Origin of the sequence: Halobacteriovorax sp. GB3, assembly GCF_028649655.1 — a bacterium.
Taxonomy (GTDB): Bacteria; Bdellovibrionota; Bacteriovoracia; order Bacteriovoracales; family Bacteriovoracaceae; genus BSW11-IV.
In genome coordinates, this window is sequence record NZ_JAQSLN010000001.1 from 174,331 (window position 1) to 195,677 (window position 21,347).

Annotated in this window: 24 protein-coding genes; 22 read left to right on the top strand and 2 right to left on the bottom strand. The window is 33.8% G+C overall.

The window, feature by feature from the left end; translation table 11 throughout:
- The first annotated feature begins 139 nt into the window (after positions 1-139).
- From HBN50_RS00820 to HBN50_RS00835, 4 genes are all read left to right on the top strand, one after another.
- On the top strand, positions 140-1,318 hold the full coding sequence (locus HBN50_RS00820) for a hypothetical protein (protein WP_273867139.1): 1,179 nt from the start codon (positions 140-142) through the stop codon (positions 1,316-1,318).
- Positions 1,319-1,750: 432 nt separating this feature from the next.
- Complete coding sequence (locus tag HBN50_RS00825; protein WP_273867140.1) at positions 1,751-2,686, top strand: hypothetical protein; 936 nt, start codon at positions 1,751-1,753, stop codon at positions 2,684-2,686.
- A gap of 12 nt (positions 2,687-2,698) precedes the next feature.
- Positions 2,699-4,153, top strand: a complete 1,455-nt coding sequence (locus tag HBN50_RS00830; protein WP_273867142.1) for a DUF4041 domain-containing protein — start codon at positions 2,699-2,701, stop codon at positions 4,151-4,153.
- A 115-nt stretch (positions 4,154-4,268) separates the two neighbouring features.
- The gene (locus HBN50_RS00835) at positions 4,269-4,592 is read left to right on the top strand and encodes a DUF2958 domain-containing protein (RefSeq protein ID WP_273867144.1); all 324 of its coding nucleotides are present in this window, start codon (positions 4,269-4,271) and stop codon (positions 4,590-4,592) included.
- On the opposite strand, the gene HBN50_RS00840 is transcribed toward HBN50_RS00835, so the two are convergent.
- Positions 4,540-6,201: a DNA/RNA helicase domain-containing protein gene (locus tag HBN50_RS00840; protein ID WP_273867145.1), complete on the bottom strand. Its 1,662-nt coding sequence runs from the start codon at positions 6,199-6,201 to the stop codon at positions 4,540-4,542. The two genes, HBN50_RS00835 and HBN50_RS00840, sit on opposite strands and share 53 nt — an antisense overlap.
- A gap of 118 nt (positions 6,202-6,319) precedes the next feature.
- Between HBN50_RS00840 and HBN50_RS00845 the strand changes: the two genes are divergently transcribed.
- The 9 genes from HBN50_RS00845 (at position 6,320) to HBN50_RS00880 (ending at position 12,830) form a co-directional block, all read left to right on the top strand.
- Positions 6,320-6,679 (top strand): nucleotide pyrophosphohydrolase, encoded by a 360-nt coding sequence (locus tag HBN50_RS00845; protein ID WP_273867147.1) that lies wholly within the window; start codon positions 6,320-6,322, stop codon positions 6,677-6,679.
- 192 nt (positions 6,680-6,871) lie between these two features.
- Complete coding sequence (locus HBN50_RS00850; protein WP_273867148.1) at positions 6,872-7,111, top strand: hypothetical protein; 240 nt, start codon at positions 6,872-6,874, stop codon at positions 7,109-7,111.
- Positions 7,104-7,325 carry a membrane protein insertion efficiency factor YidD gene (yidD, locus tag HBN50_RS17570; RefSeq protein ID WP_443135156.1) on the top strand — a complete coding sequence of 74 codons (222 nt, stop codon included), beginning with the start codon at positions 7,104-7,106 and terminating at the stop codon, positions 7,323-7,325. The genes HBN50_RS00850 and yidD overlap by 8 nt, the downstream gene beginning before the upstream one ends.
- Positions 7,318-7,596: a hypothetical protein gene (locus tag HBN50_RS00855; RefSeq protein ID WP_273867149.1), complete on the top strand. Its 279-nt coding sequence runs from the start codon at positions 7,318-7,320 to the stop codon at positions 7,594-7,596. The genes yidD and HBN50_RS00855 overlap by 8 nt, the downstream gene beginning before the upstream one ends.
- 92 nt (positions 7,597-7,688) lie before the next feature.
- Complete coding sequence (locus HBN50_RS00860; protein WP_273867150.1) at positions 7,689-8,396, top strand: hypothetical protein; 708 nt, start codon at positions 7,689-7,691, stop codon at positions 8,394-8,396.
- A gap of 462 nt (positions 8,397-8,858) precedes the next feature.
- Positions 8,859-9,149, top strand: coding sequence for a hypothetical protein (locus HBN50_RS00865; RefSeq protein WP_273867151.1), 291 nt, complete (start codon positions 8,859-8,861; stop codon positions 9,147-9,149).
- Between the two features lie 768 nt (positions 9,150-9,917).
- Positions 9,918-10,166, top strand: coding sequence for a helix-turn-helix domain-containing protein (locus HBN50_RS00870; protein WP_273867153.1), 249 nt, complete (start codon positions 9,918-9,920; stop codon positions 10,164-10,166).
- Entirely contained in the window at positions 10,163-11,428 is a 1,266-nt protein-coding gene (locus HBN50_RS00875; RefSeq protein WP_273867154.1) for a type II toxin-antitoxin system HipA family toxin, read from the top strand. The genes HBN50_RS00870 and HBN50_RS00875 overlap by 4 nt, the downstream gene beginning before the upstream one ends.
- 280 nt (positions 11,429-11,708) lie before the next feature.
- Positions 11,709-12,830 (top strand): lanthionine synthetase C family protein, encoded by a 1,122-nt coding sequence (locus HBN50_RS00880; RefSeq protein ID WP_273867155.1) that lies wholly within the window; start codon positions 11,709-11,711, stop codon positions 12,828-12,830.
- Positions 12,831-12,868: 38 nt separating this feature from the next.
- On the opposite strand, the gene HBN50_RS00885 is transcribed toward HBN50_RS00880, so the two are convergent.
- Complete coding sequence (locus tag HBN50_RS00885) at positions 12,869-13,720, bottom strand: LysR family transcriptional regulator (protein ID WP_273867156.1); 852 nt, start codon at positions 13,718-13,720, stop codon at positions 12,869-12,871.
- 90 nt (positions 13,721-13,810) lie between these two features.
- Between HBN50_RS00885 and HBN50_RS00890 the strand changes: the two genes are divergently transcribed.
- The 9 genes from HBN50_RS00890 (at position 13,811) to HBN50_RS00930 (ending at position 21,327) form a co-directional block, all read left to right on the top strand.
- The gene (locus tag HBN50_RS00890; RefSeq protein ID WP_273867157.1) at positions 13,811-14,674 is read left to right on the top strand and encodes an MBL fold metallo-hydrolase; all 864 of its coding nucleotides are present in this window, start codon (positions 13,811-13,813) and stop codon (positions 14,672-14,674) included.
- Between the two features lie 122 nt (positions 14,675-14,796).
- A complete protein-coding gene (locus HBN50_RS00895) occupies positions 14,797-15,591 on the top strand; it encodes a glycerophosphodiester phosphodiesterase (protein ID WP_273867158.1) in 795 nt (264 codons plus the stop codon).
- A 228-nt stretch (positions 15,592-15,819) separates the two neighbouring features.
- Complete coding sequence (locus HBN50_RS00900) at positions 15,820-16,578, top strand: hypothetical protein (protein WP_273867159.1); 759 nt, start codon at positions 15,820-15,822, stop codon at positions 16,576-16,578.
- Positions 16,579-16,637: 59 nt separating this feature from the next.
- Positions 16,638-17,954, top strand: a complete 1,317-nt coding sequence (locus HBN50_RS00905) for a glycosyltransferase family 2 protein (protein ID WP_273867161.1) — start codon at positions 16,638-16,640, stop codon at positions 17,952-17,954.
- A gap of 73 nt (positions 17,955-18,027) precedes the next feature.
- Positions 18,028-18,507: a hypothetical protein gene (locus HBN50_RS00910; RefSeq protein ID WP_273867163.1), complete on the top strand. Its 480-nt coding sequence runs from the start codon at positions 18,028-18,030 to the stop codon at positions 18,505-18,507.
- A gap of 188 nt (positions 18,508-18,695) precedes the next feature.
- Positions 18,696-19,151 (top strand): hypothetical protein, encoded by a 456-nt coding sequence (locus HBN50_RS00915; RefSeq protein WP_273867164.1) that lies wholly within the window; start codon positions 18,696-18,698, stop codon positions 19,149-19,151.
- 322 nt (positions 19,152-19,473) lie between these two features.
- A complete protein-coding gene (locus tag HBN50_RS00920) occupies positions 19,474-19,743 on the top strand; it encodes an RNA recognition motif domain-containing protein (protein ID WP_273867165.1) in 270 nt (89 codons plus the stop codon).
- Between the two features lie 65 nt (positions 19,744-19,808).
- Positions 19,809-20,288 carry a hypothetical protein gene (locus HBN50_RS00925; RefSeq protein ID WP_273867166.1) on the top strand — a complete coding sequence of 160 codons (480 nt, stop codon included), beginning with the start codon at positions 19,809-19,811 and terminating at the stop codon, positions 20,286-20,288.
- Between the two features lie 142 nt (positions 20,289-20,430).
- Entirely contained in the window at positions 20,431-21,327 is an 897-nt protein-coding gene (locus tag HBN50_RS00930; protein ID WP_273867167.1) for a M14 family metallopeptidase, read from the top strand.
- Positions 21,328-21,347 lie beyond the last annotated feature (20 nt).

Consider the following 21,347-nt stretch of genomic DNA (forward strand, 5'->3'; position numbering starts at 1 on the left):
GCAATTAATGACAGGCCAAGTCAGTAATAAATTCCGGCCTTGACCAAACCTTGCTTATATAAAAGTGGATAATTACTCTCGGATAATTATGTAAGAGAGAAACTCTTTATATTTAATTTATTTCGTATAGAATTTAGTAATGAAGACAAAATTAGTAGAATTAATAAGTAAATCAAAAGATGACTTTATCTCCGAGTATTTGAATAACCTACCTGAGGAAGTAAGATATTCAGTCGATAGAGTTGATGGCTTAAAAGAAAATACTATTAGTAGAGTAGACTTAATTGAAAAGTTTAATAAGTTGGTCTCTAGTAATATAGAAAAATTCAAAGAGAACTTTATTTCTCATATTTCTTCTATGGAAGGTTATCTTGCGTATAGTTCAACTCCAAAGGCATTTGAAAAAGCATGGATGTATCGAAAGACTAAGATCTCAAGTTTATCTCTGTTTGAGGTTCAAGACCTCTTATCAAATCATGCGCAATTAATCCCTATGATAAAATCGGAAAACTTATTTAACTCTGGTGAAAAAGGGATGATCAAATCGAAAGATGATGGCTCCTTTTTGTATGGAATCAGACATTCTAAAGGAAACTATGATGATGTCTTAGACTCGCTAGGAAACTTTAGTTATCAACCTCCTTTTGATGCTCTAGGTATGCTTAGATACAGATGGCTTGAATATTTAACTGTTGAAGCAAAACTACCAATCTATATGTATGTCACAATGTGGTTTAAACATGAGGTACTTGAATCTACAAATCATGTAACGATGATATGCCCTGTGAAAATAACAAAAAGGCATAAAGAGTTTGATGCTCCTTTAAGTTTACAGTTAATAACAATTGATGAGGCTATAGAGCATACTATGATGATTAGATCTATGGATACTTTAGATCTAGCATCTAAAATTAGATCAGGTCTACCGGATGAATATGTAATCAAGTTTAATTATGAAAACATCAAGTCTAATACAAAACTGAGAAATCATTTAATCAATTGGGCAGTTACTAAAGGAAAAAAGTGTCCTGGTGATAAATGCCAAAATATCGAATTTAAGAGAATTAAAAATAAGTCTAAGATACACCTGGGTCATATTGTTCCACAAAACTGGGGAGGAATCTTTCAATTCCTACAGGAAAAGAATCACATTCATCACCCAGACAATCTATACCTTTCATGTTCTGAATGTAATATTTCTTTAAATTCATCCTTTCCTGGAGATCAATTACGTAAGAACATAATTGATGAGAAGTATGGAACAATTGGGGATTATATAAGATCAGACTTAAGTTATTTCTCAAAGGTAGATGAATGATAGTATATGATTCTACAAAGTCAGGGGTTCGTACTGACGTTAAGAACAATCTTATTTAAAAAAAGATTAGATACTTTCTAGAGAGGTACAGGGTATAAGACCCCCCAAATAGAGAAATTTCATCAAGCCTAAATTCAATGATAGTTTTGAAAAAATATAAAAAATATGATCAGTTTTAAATGGTACTACTCATAATGAGGAGCTTTTAAATCTCATAGACTCAGCCACTAACCAATGAGAATATTAAGGTACATTTCTCTTCTGAGGGTTTAAGCAACCCTTTTCCAATTTACTCCTTTCATTTTTTCTAATTAAGTTTTGGTTTGAGGCCTTGATGGACAAATTTTCTTCTTAATCGTTAAGATAACTTAATTTATTTTTATTATTTTAAAACCGACAATTATACAAGTTAACCAAGAGATAAGGTTTTATATGGGAAAAATAACATTAAGAAAAGTTGTTAGTACTGTTGCTAAGATAAATAGAGAAATTGAGCGAGAGAGAAAAAGACAAGAGCGTGAATCAAGGAAAAGAGATAAGCAACTAGAGAAAGAACAAAGGTTACGATTCCGAGAATCTGAGAGACTTAGAAAAAAGAGAATAAGAGAACAAGAAAAAGCTTTAAAAGAGAAAGAACGTGAAAATCAGAGAATAGAAAAAGAGAAGAAGAAGCAAGAAACTCGATTGGCCAAAGAAAATGAGAAACAAAAGAAAAGAGAAGAGAATAAAGCTTCTAAGGCTAAGGAGAAAGAGTCAAAGGAAGCAAAAAAAATATTAACAAAATTGACTATTGAAGAGCATGAACTTGGAAAAGAGTATTCTACTAATTTTAGAGTACCTGATTTTAAATTCGATCTTAGTAGAGAGATCTTATTACTAAAATCTGAAGATTTATCTATCTCTAGAAAAAGAATTAAACCTATCTATTTAGACAGTATTTTGCTTTCAGGTAAATATAACTCGGTATTTGGAATGGACGGTCTTCGAGATTTTAAAAACTCTTTAAATGATTTGATGAAGAGCATCGATAAAGATCCTATCATTTTGAGGGAGTCATATTTGGAGGACTTAATTTTTAATACTGGTTTATTTTATGAATATGAGTTTGCACCAGAAAGAATTCAAGAAGTTGAGGACTTCAGTAACTGGAAATCATTTTATAGACTTGTAAGAAATATGACAGACTATAAGGCTATTTCAGAAATAAGTTTTGATTATCTTAAGGGGGAGTACCCAAAACATTTTTCTGAATTTAGTGAAGATAATGTAAATGAATTAAGAAGTGTATTTGATGTTCTAGTTCCTCAGGTGAAATTTGATTTTGAGGAATATCTAAATAAAGTCGTAAGCAATCAATTTATAGCATAAAATGGAGTTTATATGAATAACCAAGTTGGAATAATATTTCTTTTAAGTCTATCTGTCATCGGTTTGTTGTTTTTAATAATAAAAGTCTGGAAGTCAAAAAGAATAATCGAAGATCAAGTTAAATATCTTGAGGAAGAGAAAGCGAAGAAAGAAGAATTAGAAAAATCATACTTTGATTTGTCTAAGTGGAAGAAAGATGCTGAGCTAAAGCTAGTCAAGCTAAATGAATACGAGATCGAGAAGAATGAGTTATCAAAAAATGTCAGCGAACTTACTACATGGAAGGAGGAGACTTCAAAACTTATACCTGAATGGAGAAGAAAAAGTGATATTGTTGATCAAAATATTCGTTTGGTTGAGGAAAGCGCTGATCTGGAGGGAAAGAAAAATCTTTTGCTAACAGATATTGAAAGTATGAAGTTACAGCTAGGTGAGCTTTTAGAATATCAATTACTCGAAGAGAGCGGTGTTTTCAATTATAAATTTCATTTTCAAGAAATTAATCAATACGATGATGCTTTGGCTATAATTAAAGAAAGTGAAAAGGTATTAGTAAAAACGAGTAAAGCTTTTAATACTAAAGCGAAAGATCTTGTCGGAACACCCATTATGAAAAGTCTTGAGAAAATTTCATTGCTTGCATTTAATAGTGGAGCGGACTTAATAACTTCAAATATTAAATTTAATAATTATGAATCATGCGTAAGTAAGTTAGAAAAACTTTTCATAAATATAAATAACTGCTTAGGTCCTCTAAGTTCCGAAATATCTTCTGCTTATTACGAAGCAAAGGTAAAAGAGATGACGATATCTCTTGAATATGAAGAAGAGAAACAGAGAATTAAACAAGAGCAAGATGATATTAAGGCTCAAATGCGTGAAGAACAAAAAAATCTACAAGAAGCAGAAAAGGCTAGAGACAAGGCAATCGAAGAAGAGGAGAAACTCGAAATTGCACTAGAAATGGCACGAAAAGAGCTTGAAGGGAAGGCCGAGGCTGAAAGATCAGATTTTGAAGCTAAAATTAAAGAACTAGAGAAGCAGTTGGAAGAGGCACACCAAGAAACAGAAAGAACTATATCAAATGCACAGATAACAAGTGTAGGTCACGTTTATGTGATTTCGAACCTAGGATCTTTTGGAGAGAATATATATAAAATCGGAATGACTAGAAGAGATGATCCGATGGATAGAGTAAGAGAGCTAGGCGATGCATCAGTACCTTTTCGATTTGATGTTCATGCAATGGTTTTCTCAGATAATGCAAGAAAGCTAGAGGCCGATTTGCATAAATACTTTGATGAAAGAAGAGTTAATAAAATCAACAAAAGAAAAGAGTTTTTTACCGTATCATTAGAGGAAGTTGAAAAGGCTTGTGATGAGCTTGGCTATAATATTAAACTGACAAAGTTAGCAGAAGCTAGGGAGTACAGAGAATCTTTAGACTATGATTTAGAGGTCGCTTAATATATTGGAGTTTAATCTTCTATATTGCGTACTTCTTCTTTCTTTTGACCTAAATTGAAAGGGTTAAGTCGGTTAGACCTATCACCATCTTGCAACTAAAAAGCAAGAGGTGAAAATGATAACTAAAAAAAGAAGATTAGAAGCACTTAAGAAAGCTAGTCGAAAAAAAACAAACACAGCCATTGCAATGATGCACTTCTATAACCCAATAGGAAAAGGTGACTGGTTTATTACTCATGCTCAAGAGATTGAAGGAGAGATTGTATTCATTGGAGTCGTTTATTTCAATTCGTTTCAATGGCAGGAATTTTCTCTTTCAAAATTGAAAAATACAAAACTACCATTTGGCGAAAAAATTAAATATAATCCGAAGTTTCAACCAGTTTCTATTTCTGTTTTAAAGCATCTTTTAAGTAGTGGCGAAGATTTTCGTCCTTGATAAACACGAAAGTGCCGAGCATACCTCGTGTTAAGAGGACGTAGTATATATTTTTAATGTAATTCTCTAGCTCGATATTTTCTTTATCGGTACCATTGATTGGAGTACCATTTTTATCAAAGTACTTACTCTTGTTGATTTTTATTTTCATATCTGTTGTATCGAGATAGATGTCATCACCAATAATGATGCCTGCATAGTTTAAGTCTTGCCCCTGAAGAGTGTGAATACATCCAATTTCATTTACAGATTTTGGGTCTTGAACCCATCCAGGAATTTTCGTGTTCCACTGTGCTTTTAGGCCTTCTATCTCAAAATCATAAAGAGTTTTATCTTTTTTAGAGATCCATTTTACATAGTATCCCGACCCCATACGACAGTGACCAAGTTCTTTATTCTTTTCTTTGATTTCATTGTGCAAACTTTGGAGATCATCGAAGACGCTTAGTTCATAATCTCCAAGATCTTTATTATTGGGTTTCTTATTTGTAATTTGTAAAAGATCTTGAATGAATTGAAGGTAGTTAGCACCTTTTTTCACTCTAAATTGCTGTGTTAGTTTAAAAGTTTTGTAATTTTTAGGATTGACCTCATTCAAATTTAAATCAGCAGGTCTAATTGTTTGCTTTTCATCATACATAAGAATTAAGTGTTTTGATTTCTTTATCGCGAAGTCTAATTCATTGTATTTACCATTTTCTAAGTGCTTTAGGTCTTTGGTTTGTTTGTTGAAGTGCCTTTTTAGTCTATGCGCTTCATCGACGATAATTAAATCATATTTCTCATTAAGATCTTTACTCATATCAATAGGCTTAATTATTTTGGCCTTTATTTTTGCCTCTCTTAGCATCTTTTTCAGTGTTGATTGAAGAGAGGTCTGAGGAACGCAAATTGCTATTTTGGCATCTTCAAGCATGTATTTCTTTAGAAGTAGGTGAACAATTTTTATGATCAAAAGGGATTTTCCTGTACCAGGCCCTCCGGAAATCAAAATTGATTCTTCTGTCTCTTTAAGTTTTCTCTTTTTAACAATACTTCCATCGAAGCTAATAATTTCTTCATTGGACTGACATTCTTCTGTAATTAAATTAACAACGCTGTTTATAATATCCATTTGCTGATCAGAGAATTCTTTAAAAGGTGAAAGCTTAAAAAGATCTGTGTTTTCAAGATCTATAAGTTCGTTATTAACAAGTTTTTTTTCTTTTAATTGATTCCAGATATTTCTAAAAAGAGACTCGTTAATCTCTTTTTTCATGTAGTATTCGTGAGAATTTTGATTGAGCTTTGTATTTATGATTTCAAACTTATTATCTGCGAACATGTAATTGATTAGCTTCGATTCAATATCATAGATGGCACTTTTATTAAAAAAATCCGAAGTGATAATCTTAGCTCTAATTAGATTCTTCTTTCTTTTTTCTGTGTTCTTACTATGGTCAGATACTCTTTTCCTAAAGTTTGAAGTCTCACCAATATAGAGGTGCTTATCATTGTGAATTAAATATGTGACACAGTGTTTCTCATACTCTTTGATACTCTTTTCAAGGAGTGGGAATTTGTCCTCTATAATTTCAAACTTGATTTCAGTCGCTATTTTTGAATCCATAATCTCTCTAACGTATTGATATTTTGATTGATTATACCTCTAGATTTAACTTTCTTCTATGAGGTAACTCTTTGTCTAATGGCAAACAATTTTGTATATTCTCTCTCGGGAGATTTGTATGAAAACTATAGATGTAGAAAAGTTGAATTCAGTAGTATCTAACTTCATAGAAGAGAGAGACTGGGATCAATTTCATTCAATTAAAAACTTATCAATGGCCTTGTCTGTTGAGACTTCTGAGCTAGTTGAAATCTTCCAGTGGTTAAAAGAAGAAGACTCCAATAACGTAAAAAATGATCCGAAACTTAAAGCAAAAGTTGAAGAAGAGATTTCAGATATCTTCATCTATTTGATGAGAATTGCCATTAAGTCAGGCGTTGATATTGAAAGTTCTGTTCTATCAAAAATCGAAAAAAATTCTGAAAAGTACCCTGTTGAAAAGGCTAGGGGAAATGCTCGGAAGTATACTGATTTGTAATTCGTCTTTTACTTATCTTTCCTAAAAAAGATATCTCTCTTTTTTCTAAAATCATAATTTCTTGATTATTAATCTTTGATGCTTTGTTTAGAAAACTTGACTCAGGCTGTCCATTGAAAATTCCGAGTTAATAATAAGCTTTAACAGAAAACTAGTTACATCAATTAATTATAAATTATTAGAGAGGATTGTATGAGGTACGAATATAATATGTTGCAAATTCCACCATCAATTGAGGTTGCTACTAAAGACAAAGGTACAGAGGCAGCAACTTACTTACAAGAGAAAGTAAGTGAAATGTCTAACCTAGGTTGGGAATTTATGCGTATTGATAGCTTTGGTGTCAATGTTCTCGGAGGTTGTTCTAATGGAGGTAAAGATACAAGTCATCTTTACTATGTAATTACTTTCAGAAGAGCTGCTAATGAATAGTGTTGCGATTCTTTTAATCAAATTTTATCAGGTTTTCATTTCAAAAATGCTGGGAGAGGGAAAGTGTCGCTTTGAACCTTCATGTTCTTCTTACGCTCTATTTGCGTTCCGAAAGCATAAATTTATTAAAGCATATACCTTAAGCCGCAAACGTTTTAGCAGGTGTTGCCCTCCTTATGGTGGAGTTGATTATGAGGGGATTAGTGATGATTAAATTAGTTCTTATAATTGGTTTCTCATTTTCTATGAATTCTTTTGGTGATGAATTGGTTGAAGGATCGCTATTTATTACTCGTTCAGCTTATAAATCTAATTATGGGCCTTGTGCTTGTCCTGATGATCCTGCAGCGAATGGCCGATGTGGAAAGCGCTCAGCTTTATGTAAGGATAGAGGTCATAATATTTTAGATTGCTCAGGGAGAAAGATAAAGTCTATTTTTGAGTATAAGAAGCTCAAAAAGAAATTGTGTGGAAAGGACTTTTGATGATTGTCTCTACTCTTAGATAAATATTAATCTGTAGCTCAGAGTTCTGTTTGCAAGTTAGAAATTAGTTTTGGTTGCTACTAATAACGTATATGAAAATTAATGGAGGTATTGTGAAATTTTTAATACTTACTCTTTTTACTTTTACTTTATTTGGGTGCTCTGACCCAATGAATACAAAAATAACGAAAGAGAATTATAAAAAAGTCCTTGAGGGGGTAAGAAAAAATACTGATGAAAAAACCTATGAGAAAGTACAGGCTATAGTGAAATTAGCTGAGTTTGCTAAGCTTGGAGGTAAAGACCCAATCGATTTTTTAGAAGGAAAATCATTTAATGAGCATTTAAATTATTTTAAGCACAAAGCTGAAGAAGAGCAAGTAAGACTTAAGCAAGAAGAGCTAAAGGCATTGCAAGTAGCAAAAGCTGCTGAAGATAAAATCAAAGAAAGAAGTCAATATTTAAAGACACTGTCGTGGATAAAGAAAAAGAGCAAAGATAAGTACGGTTTTAATAAAAAAGTTGTTGTGGGAATTCATATGCAAAATATGAAGAATAAAGATATCGACGCATTTGAAGGAACTATTTATATCTACGATAAACTTAACAATCAATTAGCAAAGCTTGGAGTAAAAAGCACAGATGTAATTAAAGCAGGCTCTAAATCTAATTTAACTTGGGTTTTCCCTACGATTGATTTTTCTAATAACATGAAAGAGGTTTATGAAACCTCTCCTGGTTCTTTAAAGTTTAGATTTGAACCAAGTAAAATACTACTTAAAAATGGAACAGAAATCTAAAGTTTAGATTTAAATAATTTGTAAGGTACTCGAGATGATGAAGACGTTATAATGCACCTGTCGGAATAGGGAAGATTAAGGACGTATACTCGTAACACTTAAAGACAACTCTAGTCTATAACTCGATATTTCTATGTTAGAAATTTATATTCATATTTGTAGCAGTTAAATTATTGCATGAGATATAAAGCATATGTGAACCGTGAATTAATGCGAGTTTAAATCAAACTGAGAATTGACGAGTGCCGGGCGTATGGTGAGATGAGAACACCACGATAGTAGGGATAATAAAGTAAGACTCCGCCACCATAAGCTGGAAGGAGATAATAATCTCTCTGCAATACGCATGTTTCTTGGAGTATGGTACGATTAGATCTTCAATAAAAGGAGTTCTTTTTGAATTATAAATTAGATAAATTAAAGCATTTCAGTATTTATTTAATAATTAATTTAATTATAGCTATGATTTATCTCTCTACTCTGAGTGTAGAACTCTTCATCGGAACCATTGGTATTTACATAGTTCCTCTCTTAATTGGAAGAGGAAAAATTCGTTATAAGAGCTTCAATGAGCTCCGTTTGAAGTCATGCATTGTTGAAATTCTTATTTTTTCTTTACTAGGATTTGTTTGTTATCAACTTAATGAGACAGTGCTTGATTACAAAAAATTAATGAATATCATACTGTCATACTCATTTTCTGTTGGATATATTTCTTTGTTTATTGATGTTAAGAATGAAAATAAGAAATAAGGCTTTTCATCATTCAATTGGAAAAAAATGAGGGCACATTCTAAATTTCGAAATAATGTCATGACCCAAGTTTACTCATTGGTGGATTAATGAATAGGATCTCAATCGTAACATATGTTCAAGTCAGCTCGAAGTATCCTTTTTGGAAAGAAGTTTACGGAATTAAGGGGCAGAGAGTAGATTACTTATATAAGGAACATTTACTCCTATCTAAACAAAACTATTTAATAACGTCAGAAAATTAAAAAGCGTAGAAACATTATTATCTCCTTCCAATTTGTGGTGACGGAGTCTCACTTTGGTATTTCTACTATCGCAATGTGCTCATCTCATTATTTGTGGCGTTCGGCTTAGATCTTCTGGGCTTCGTTTTATCTAAGTAGCCGTTCACATGTTCGCTGTTAGGCTGATTCCTTTCTCTCCTTACCCCCGGCGCTCCTCGTCTCTCTCTACTAAGCATGTAGGTGCTATTTTTTACCGTCCACAATCTTTTGCTTATCATATATTCACGACAAATTGTAACTATCTTAATACCGGTATTTGTGGACCTTATGCGTTCTTAAAATGTAATGAGTTTATTTCAGACTCATATTCTGACATAGGTTGGTTACAGTAGATGTGTAACATATATAAGAATTTAGAGATATTAATGTATACTAAAGTAGTCATTTTTGCTTGTTTTCAATAGGATTAACCTTTCTGTCTACTGGAGTAGACTTTTATTGCTAAATTCTTGAAAAAGCATATAATGTATACTGGAGTATACAAATGAGTGAAGAAGTATCAGTTATAAATGACAGCAAAAAGATAGCAACAATGATCAAAAAGATCAGAAAGCAAAGAAAGATCACACAGACTGAGCTTGCCGATTATGCAGGCTTATCGCGTGCAGGGATCGCAAAGATAGAATCTGGCGCAAGTGACATTAAGCTTTCAACATTGATCTCTATCGCAAACTTACTTGGCCTTGATCTTTATTTAAAAGATAGAGGTAGTGAGCGAGGGGAGTCGCTATGATTGAAAGCCTGAATCTTTTTTATAATGAAGAACTAGTCGGTGTGTTGATTGAGGATGATGAAGAAAGATTGTCCTTTTCATATGCGAAGAGCTGGTTAGAGAAGAAAAGTTCTTTTGCTATTTCAATTAATCTACCATTAAGAGAAGATCCCTTTGGTCACATGCAAACAAAAGCGTTCTTTGAAAACCTTCTTCCTGAGGGGGAAGTTAAGCAGGCCATTGAGAGTTTATCCCAGAAGAATGTAACAGATGAATTTCATTTCTTAAAAGAGTATGGAGTTGATTGTGCAGGTGCTTTTATTTTAAGTCCAATGGAAGAAGCGCAAAAGGTCGATAGTTTTAAATCTTCTGAAATAGAAATTGAAAAAATTTATGAATTTCTAAGGGATAAAAGACCACTCACCGGAACAATTATAAGTGAGGAGGGGGGACGTTTTTCTCTCGCTGGTGCTCAAGATAAATTTCCTGTTATATTTAAGGAAAAGAAATTTTTCATTCCTCTTAATGGAGAACCAACAACACATATATTAAAACCTCATGTTCGATATCATCGAAATACTGAGGATACTCCATATAATGAACATTTTTGCATGAAGCTTGCGGGGCTTATAGGTCTCAATGTTCCTAAGACAATTTTGATTGAAGGTGAATATCCTTTGTATATTGTCGAGCGATTTGATCGTAAGATCGTGAAAGAAAATACCGCTAGAATTCATCAAGAGGATTTTTGCCAAGCTCAGGGATTAACTTCAAGAAAGAAGTATGAAGAGGATGGTGGGCCTAAGTTATTTGAAAACTACAAATTGATTAAGAACAATAGTGCCGTTCCACTTAAAGACTTGTCTCAATTCTTGAGATGGTTTTGGTTTAACCTATTAATTGGAAACAATGATTGTCACTCAAAGAACCTAAGTTTTCTCCATACAGATAAGGGAATAAGGCTATCGCCTTTTTATGATCTACTTTGCACTTCAATTTATAAAGGGTTTACAAAAAAGTTCAGTTATACAATTGGTGGTAATCACGACTGGTATAAATTAAAGACGAAGAACTTTGAGATATTGGCAAGTGAACTAGAGATAAAGGAATCGCTTCTTTTTAAAGAAGGTAAGAGTGTAACCCAGTTAATATCGAAAGAGATTGACTCTCTTGTCGATGAGTTTGAAGAAAACTATGGTGATATTGAGACAGCAAAATTAATTAAGGCTGAGTTTTATAAGAGAGCGAAGCATTTGCAAAAGAATATAAAAGGACTTAATTAATTTAAATACTAAAACTAGCCATGAAGTTGTATCGCTAGACTATTTCTCTAAGTAGTAATATACTAAAAACAACAAAAGCTTCAAAGAAAGCTCTTGCGATTAGAATCCTCCGAATGACCTGTATTAATAGTGTTTTCGGGCGCGGGATGCCTTTGCGTAGTCCCTGTTTTGGCTATTTTGGCTACACTCAAAAAACTACTTCAATGTATTTAGGGTGTTACGAACAGGAGGCCACCTCCACCATTCAACTTAAACTAAAAAACAAACAAACCGAAACCAAATGAACCAAAACCCAAAAAGACATGAAAACCTAATCAACATAAACTGGAACAAAACCAAGGTCATCAATTCCATAGAATCAATTTTCAAAGACACCCAAAAAAACTTCCACACCATCGAAAAACAAACAATGTACTTTGGAAAAGCAGGCGCTCTTTTTGGTTTATTAAAAATATCAAAGTTCTTAAATCGTCCTTTGTCCCTAGATTCTAAAAACATAATTTCAGAAGTTCATAAAGCTTACTTAGAAAATCCTGATACTGAAAATGTAGTACCGTCTTTGTATTTGGGAGAAGTAGGAATTTTACTCGTTGAGTACTTGGTAAATCCATCTGAAGATTTAGAGGAGGAAATATTTCAATTAGTTCAAAGTAATATTGAAAATCCAACTTTAGAGGCCTTGTGGGCCGCGCCGGGGACAATGATCGCTGCGAATTGGTTTTATAACAAAACTAAAAAGCATGAATGGAAAGAACTGTTTGTTGATAATGCTGAATACCTTATTAAAAAGTTAAAAGAAGAAAGGGAAGAGGACTTAATTTGGCAGCAGGACTTGTATGGTAAGAAGGTTCGCTATGTTGGGGCCGGGCATGGTTACTTTGGTAATATGTTTGGGATTTTAAAAAATATCGAGCTATTAAAGTCTGACGACAAAGAGTATGTCTTATCTCATATTAAAATGGTGCTAGATAAATTAGCAATTGAAAAAGACGGTACAGTTAATTGGGCCCCTGTATATCCTAAAAATCCTGAAATTAAACCTCTGACTCAATGGTGCCATGGGGCGCCAGGTATCGTTAATAGTTTGAAGCTATATCCTAAACATGACCCAGTTGTAGAAGATTTACTAGTTAAAGCTGGTGAGCTTATATGGAAAGCTGGACCACTCACTAAAGGAATTGGAATCTGCCATGGAACAGATGGAAATGGTTTTTCATTCTTGCAGCTCTATAAAAGAACGGGCAATGGGATGTGGTTAGAAAGAGCGAGAATGTTTGCTATGCACTGCCTTTCTCAGCGTAAAAATGAGTACACTCTCTTTACTGGTGATATCGGCTTGGCCTTGTATCTGATAGCTTGCGTTGAAGAGACTGATAATTTTTCGTTTCTTGATGATTTTTAGAGGTACAGCTAATTTTTTTGGATTTCAGTCGCTAAGATTCACTCACCAAAATAAAAATCAAACCTCGAAGCATAATCAATAAATCGACGAACATGCTTTTCTAATAAATTTTTAGAAGGATATACCAGGTAGATCTTTTTAGATTTAAAGCTAATATCTGAATCTATTCTTTGTAGTATTTTTAACTTTATTTCTTTTTCACAAAGACTGTTTGGTAGAAATGATATTGCCATTGAATTGATTGCAAATTCTTTTGCCATTTCAAAATTATTTGTCTTTAAGGACTTGTTGCACTTAGAGCTTTTTAATAGGCCATGACAATCAAGGACCTGAGGATAGTCTTTCTTAGAGACCATAGTGATTTTATTCTTTCTTATAAATTCTTTGGATGCGAAAAAGCTGAATGATGTATCGCCGATTGATTTACAGATAAAGTCTTTTTGAGTCGGCATTCCTACTCTTATAGCGATATCGAAATCTTTATCAGTAAGGCTTTCAACTCTGTCATCTAAAATTAGTTCAAAATTAATTAAAGGGTAATCCGCTTGAAAGCTCTTTATCAATTTGGTGAAGGACGCTCTCGGTATATCAATAGGGAGAGTTAGTTTTATATTTCCTTCAAGAGGTGCATCTATTTCGTTAATGCTCTGGGCTTCTTTTAAGATGGTATAGGCCTTAAGAGCGGATTCTTTATAGGCCAGTCCTTTGTCGGTTAAAGTGACCATGCGAGAAGTGCGTTTAAATAGTTTGAAGCCGAGTTCTTTTTCGAGGCTTGAAATTTGAGAACTGACAGTTGTTGCAGGTAATCTTAGTTTTTCAGCGGCCTTTGAAAAATTAAGATAGTAAGCAACTTTTAGGAATGTTTCTAATTGTTGAAATGTGATTTTCATAATTGTACAATATTATCGTATAGTCTGTACGAAAACAAACGATATTATTAATTCTTCTTCTGCCTTATAGTTTCTATAAAAGGAGAAAATATGAAAAATTTATTCGCTATTATTCTAACCACATTCGCATTAAGTAATTATTCTTTGGCCGACGTTCAAGTAAAATGGCTCGGTGGACCAACTCTTTTAATTAAATTTGATGATGTAACAATTATTACTGATCCGATACTAGGAGAGGGAGATAAAGCTTATTTTATGGGAGATCCTAACGAGCCGTTTGATCTAAATAAAGGCCCCAATATGAAATTCCATAAAAGACATACTAGCGTTCCAAAATTTGACAAAAGTGATGTGGATTATGTTCTTCTAAGTCATGGCCATGAAGATCACCTCGATCAGAAAGCGCTAAAGACATTTAACAAAACGAAGTTTATAGGCGCCCCTAATGACTCTTCAAAGAAACTAGAGTTGTTTTCAATACTTGATTGGGGGCAAAGTCTAAAATTGCATACTAAAAATAATGGAAGGATTGAAATTAAAGCCGTTCCGGCATACCACTCTTTAAATCCATCAATAAATAAGATCCTAGGTAAAGGTAACTCCTATTTCATTAAATTTATAAAAGAAGATAAAAGCTATGGGGTTTATTGGAGTGGAGATTCTTTTTATCGAGATGAAATTAAAATGGCCTTGAAGAAAGATAAGATTGATCTCTTCATCCCTCATCTGGGAAAGGTTGGCATGAAAGGCCCTCTAGGACAAATTAGTATGAGCAATAAAGATGCTATTGCTATGGCAAAATCGCTAAAAATAAAGAGAGTCTTGCCAATTCATCATTCAACTTTAGAACTTTATCAGGAAAAAATTGATAGTATTGTAGAGCATGCTCGAAATACTAATTTGTTACTGGATCTAATTGCAGAGGGCTCAACGCTTTTCTTGGAGCTAGATTAATTAGCAGATGTATTATCCAATGCTCTTTCTTATTGAATAATTAGTTTTCACGAGGATTTTCTTGAAAATCCTCACTAGCTAATCCAACCCCCAAATGAGACAATCACCCAAAGGAGACTGTCTTGAAAATCACTATATTCACATTACTATTCACTATTATTCACGCCAAAATCGCCGTTGCAAATGTTCTACCAATCGCACACCGAGGAGCATCGGCCTATGCACCAGAAAATACAGTTAGTGCGATAAAAAAAGCAATAGAGCTTGGAGCGAAGTATATTGAAATTGATGTTCATATGACTAAGGATGGGGAGGTCGTAGCGATTCATGATTCCACTATCGATAGAACTTCAAGTGGAAGTGGTAAAGTCTCTGATTTGAATCTCACCAAATTGAAAGAGATTGATTTTGGTTCTTGGTTTTCGAGTAAATTTAAAGATGAAAGAATTCCAACTCTTGAAGAGGTGCTAAAAATTACTGGTAATAAGAGCGTTTTAATTATTGAATTAAAAAATGGTCATGATGATTATCCTAATATTGAGAAAAAAATTGTCAATCTCGTTGAGAAAATGGGACTGGGTGAATCTGTCATTTTAAAATCATTTTCTTTTGAAATCCTAAATCGCTTTAAACAGCTCGCACCTGATTTAGAAAGACTCTATTGTACATTTGGTGGGACAAGTTGGGTGACTCTCGATAATTTTTTGCGATTTAAAAATATCTTTAAAGGAAGCTCGTTTCAATATCTGCAAGTGCACAAGTATTTCTTAACGGATTGGATTGTGAGCGAAGCTAGAAAAAGAAATATCAAAGTTGTTGTTTGGGATGTGCATGATAAAGCCACGATGAGCGAGATGGTCGAGAAGGGCGTTGACTTTATTGAGTCGGATAATCCAGATTATGTGATAAATCTTTGAAAAATTATAGCAAAAAAATAGCATAATTTTTATTAGTTCAGTTATTGCATATATCGTTTGCGGCTTCACGTCGAACCGAGAAGACTCTGCTTGTGGAAGATTACATTGGAGCTTTAAAAACAATCAAGTATAATTAGAGAAATAAAACATGGGATAACTTATGAAAATTATCAACCTTTTTAGTTCTTTCAATTATCTTTTTCGAACGTGCGATATAAGTCTATAAAAATGAACTGTTTAATTAATAAATATTTTCTTTTCTTCTTGCTCATCGTGTTTTCGCACCCTCTGAGGGCATGGGATAAGTTGGCTCTCTTTGAATTTCAAACTTTTTCTGTCGAAGGAGCTAATGAAGGGAATGAACAACGAATTCAATATCAAAAGAAATTGGATTATTCGGGGTCTTTCTTTCGAAGGGATAGGTTTGATAAGACTGAGTATTTACTCAATGGAGAAAAAAGCTTCGAGCCTATTAAAAAACTGTTCTTACACCCTGGAGCAACCGTAGGTATAAATAGTGAAACTTTCGAAAAATATTCTTTAAGCCTGAATGCAGACTATTATGGGATCATTCCTTTTAATTTTTCAGGATTCATTAGCTTTAAAAAATATGATTTAGCTGATGTCATTTTGTTTTCTCCAAGTGTCCATTGGGAAACAAAAATAGGCCTACTTCTTATGGGTCAAGTTTTTTACGGTAATTTGATTGCAGATAGAGGAAGTAAAGCAACGATGGCCTATAGTTTAAAAGCTGTTTATCTCAATTCTGTTTTTCGTCCCTATGCTTTTTATAGCATCGGAGAAGAAGCCGCTGTTCTATTAGAAAACCTCAAGCTTACGGATTATGAGGTTCGGTCTTTTGGTATTGGTGGGAAGTTCCCATTGGGAAAAGAGTTTGCTCTCGAAGGTGATTATCAGAACTTAGACCTGAAGGATTTTGATAGAACCTTGGAATATTTCACTATCAGAGTGGTTCGGAAATGGTAGCTCCTACTTGGTTGACCATCTCCTTTCAGTTTCTTGGCCATTATTACACAATTCTTTTTTTGATATATGTTGCTCTAATATGGAAGGCCAGTCGACAAGTAAAAAAAGACGTCTTTCAAGAAAGTGTTCTCAACCATTTGGTTAATGATAAAACAAATTTTCCAAGCTTTACTATCATTATTCCGGCCTACAACGAAGAGCTTCTTATTTATCAAACCGTAATGTCTTTCATAAAGCTTAATTACAGCAATTTTGAAGTGATCGTTGTCGATGACGGATCAACTGATAAAACGATGGATGTATTGAAAGAAAAATTTTGTCTTGTTGCATCTAATGAAGAGCCTATCAATAAAATTGGAAGGAAATCTTGCCATAGCGTTCAGGTTTCAAAGACTTTTAAAAATCTCAAGGTTCTCGGCCAAGACAATGGTCGTAAAGGTTCGGCCATTAATCAAGGAGTAGCCTTTGCTAAAAATGATTGGGTTTGTGTTGTTGATGCGGACACCATCCCAGAAGTTGATGCTCTTTATAAGATGGCCCTTTATATTCTCAATCACCCCAATTATCATGGGATTGGTTGTTCTTTAAGAATTGCCAACGGAGCAGAGATTAAAGACTTTTCAATTAGTACAGGAAAGCTTCCTAAGAATCATATTTCTAATTTTCAAATTATTGAATACATCCGCTCTTTTTTTGGCGGTCGTATTGGGTGGGATGCTTTTAGGGCAACGTTGTTATTGTCGGGTGCTTTCTCGGCCATAAGAAAAGACTTGATATTAGAAGTAGGAGGGTTCTCTACGACTTCTATTGTAGAAGATCTCAATTTTTGTATGAAGTGCTATCGTGCTCGTGGGAGGAGTCTGAACTTTAAAATCTACCCAGAACCTTTGGCATGGACTCAGGCCCCTTTAGATTATCGCTCCCTTGCTGCTCAGAGGTTGCGATGGCAAAGAGGACTAATTGACTCTGTTTGGAGATTTAGAGGCTTATTTTTGAATCCGAAGATCGGAAGAGTTGGATTCATACACTTTCCCTATTTAATTTATGGAATGATAATTGAGCCATTTATTGAGGTCTATTCCTTTTTTGTTATGGTGTATTCTTATCTCTATGGATTTATCTCTACTGAACAGCTATTAGTTCTAACTGGCTTTACTCTTTTTTTAGTGGTGCTCATCAATATTAGCGCTCTTTCTATTGAAGAAAATTATTTTTCCCGTCAAAAATCTTTGAAAAGCCGCTTTCGTATTATTTTTTATTCCGTTTTCGAAATTATTTATTATCATCAACTTTTAACACTCTTGAATATTTATGCTACCTTTACCACGTTCGGTTTTAAGCCTAAATGGGGCTACATGAAACGAAATAAATTTTAATAGTGCATAGACAAATCCCTAGAGAACGAAAAAGCACAAATTAAATATGAATTTTTATAAAGTGGTGAATACAATGGCAACCTGGTCCAATAGAAAACTAATCAGTAAAACAGAAAGAAGACTTAGAATAAAGATTCTAACTGATTTGATTCATAGTTATCATGTACATTTAGGAGGTCGTGGCTGGCATAGTCGGCTATCTGACGTTATTCTTTTTAATGACATGCTTGTTGTTGGAGAAGATCTTTCTGAAGGGATTTCTAAGCAGAGAGAGCATGTTGTTCCATGCAAATTACTGTTTGAAGAATGTTTCAAAATATTTGAGCAGAAGAAAGAATCGGCTAAGGTTGAAGTTGAATCTTTATTAGATAAGTACCTAAAAGTCGTAATTATTGATGAAAGAGTCTCTAAAGTAATAGATACTACTCTAGGTTTAAAAACATCTATGCCTGAGGGACATGATTTGCCAAATTGCTCTCCTTATTGTCGTATTAATATCGGTTATAGTTCTGTCTCGGAAAGCTCCTATAATAATATAGTTTGGTTCGAGTAAAATACATGGTTAACTTATAAAGTGGTGGCCGTAGAGTTGAGATTTGAATCAACATTTCCTGATTATTCTATTTATCCGATACTTCCCTCGCAATAAATGTCCAAAAAATTAAATGGCCCACTATCATTTTTTCAAACCCATTACTCTTTTTAAATTTAGATATATTATGTTTAAAAGAGGAGTCTAGAATGAAGAAGATGAAACTTGTGCTTTTAATTATGCTGGTGGGACAAAGTTCTCTGGCCGCATTATTCCCACTCAAATGCCATAAAGAAGAGACTGGTGAAAGTCTCTATTTAGAAAGTCCTAAGTATATTAGAGGACATTTTACTCTTCTGCTTGAGTATACGAAAATGGAAAATGGTGAAGAATTAATATTCAATGCTGGTCGAAAAGAAGTTAAAAATAAGATCGAGCAATATACGGATGAAGAGGGATTGACTAAGTTACAGTGGTCAGCGCGAAGTGCGACGGATTTTAGACGTGAGACGGGAGAGCATCCGAATGTTGCTGGTTATTACCGATTTCAGCTTTTTGTTGACGAGCAGGATGATATCTCAACAGTGACTTCTCTTGAAGTTGTATTAGATAGTAGACGATCTGTTCATTTTGAAAATGGGGAGTGCTCCTTATCAAAGAAATAAAGTCTCGAAGTCAAGGCCATGTAATTGCACAAATAGTCGTCCGCTTGCTTTTAATTCTTTAGTAGGCTATATTGAATGAGTCGAAAGTTTCTTTATAGCTCAAGTAGCTAATCATCACTGAAATATAAACATGTTTTTGACTATAGAAATCATTCATATTTGGTTTCTAGGTTATTTTCTCTATTAGCAACAGTTTAAGTAATTTTAACATTTATGTATATGCACATGTTCTGTGCAACAGAGACAATACGTCTCTACTGAATAATATTGAACACTAGAGTTTGTGACCCTAGTGTTTGTAGTATTTACCTTGGAGGTAAAAATGAACACAAAAATTTATGTAGGAAATCTTTCATATGAAGTTGAAAATTCTGATTTGGAAACTCTTTTCGCTAAGGTTGGAGAAGTTATAGCAGTGAATGTTGTGAAAGACAGAGACTCTGGACGAGCAAGAGGTTTTGGTTTTGTAGAAATGCAAAAGAGTAATGAGGCCAAAGAGGCCATAAGTAACTTCCATGAAAAAGACTTTATGGGAAGATCATTAATTGTAAACCTTGCTAAGAATGATAAAACTAGAAGCAACTATCGTTAAGAAAATCCTTTCTTTTAAATAGGCGTCATAAAATGGCGCCTCTACAATCAAGTAAGGAGAATGTGATGATTATAGATTTACAAAAACATATAAAAAAGAAAACAAAGGTCTATTCAATAGAAGATGGAGCTGGTGAGATTACTGGTGTTCTTCAGCTATATGACGGTATAGATGACTATTTTGAAGTTCATTTCTTTAATAGTGATGTAAAAAAATATTTCCCTGTACGATCAAATGACAAGATTAGGATTAGCTCTAATCAGAGTGTGCTATCTAAAGCTCTAATCGATTTAGGTCAGAAACTTAACCGAAAAGATTTTAAGTTTGAGCTCAATTTTTATCGCTTATTACATTCTAAATTAGATGTCTTATTTATAGTTAATGTCATTGCATCATTAAGTAATCAAAATTCTTTTAGTGACGAAAGTAGGCTAATGCTTTCAAGGTGTATCAGTAGTCTCGTTCTTGAAGTCTCTCATGTCTATGGCACTTCTATTGATAATGCTAAGGGAATTGTTGGAGACCATATGAGGTATGTGTCGTAATCGAGAAAACTGAAAAAAACTTCTCATCTATTCTCATAATCAGCAGCACATTAAGAAATAAATATATTGATAAATTCTTATTAGACATCGCCATTTAGTTAATTCAAAATATAGTTTATCACTACATTTATCGGAGAACGAAATGAAGAAGTTTCAATGGACTAATGAAGATTTTCAAGCATGGAAATCAAGACATAAAATTCTAAGATCATATCAAGAAGAAGTCGTAAGTAAGATTGAAAAACTCAAAGAAGACTTTGATGTTGATTGCTACGGAGAGTTGCATTACGGAGATAAAAATTATCCACTCTATAGAATTATGACTAAGAACTATGACTCGTCAAAGAAGAATGTCTTAATCACAGGGGGAGTTCATGGATATGAAACAAGCGGCGTTCAAGGGGCCTTGATGTTCTTGGCCGAAAAGGCAAAAGAGTGGCAAAAGAACTTTAACCTTGTGGTCTTTCCTTGTATCAGTCCGTGGGGCTATGAAACAATCAATCGTTGGAACCCAGATGCAATCGACCCTAATAGAAGTTTTATAGAAAATAGTGATTCCAAAGAATGCGCTGCTGTTTATGAATCTTTAAAAGAGCTTGGACTAGATTTTCACGCCCACTTTGATCTCCACGAAACAACAGATACAGATAATACCGTTTTTAGACCTGATCTTGAAAAGCGCGATGGTATTCCACAAGACTTGTGGGAGATTCCAGATGGATTTTATACTGTAGGGGATTCGAGCAGAGATGAAATTGAATTTCAAAAGGCCATCATAGAGAGTGTTTCTAAAGTAACTCATATCGCTCCTAGTGATGAGCAAGGAATGATTATTGGCGAGCCAACTAAGGCGCCTGGTATCATTAATTACGATGTTAAAAAGCTAAACCTGTGTGCAGGCCTTACTAATGCCAAATATGTGACAACGACTGAGGTTTATCCAGATAGTCCGAAAGTTGATGATGATGAGTGCAATCGCGCTCAAGTTGCAGCTGTTGATGGTGGGTTAGGTTATATATTAAGTAAACTCTCTTCATAAAAGAAGAGAGTCACTATTGT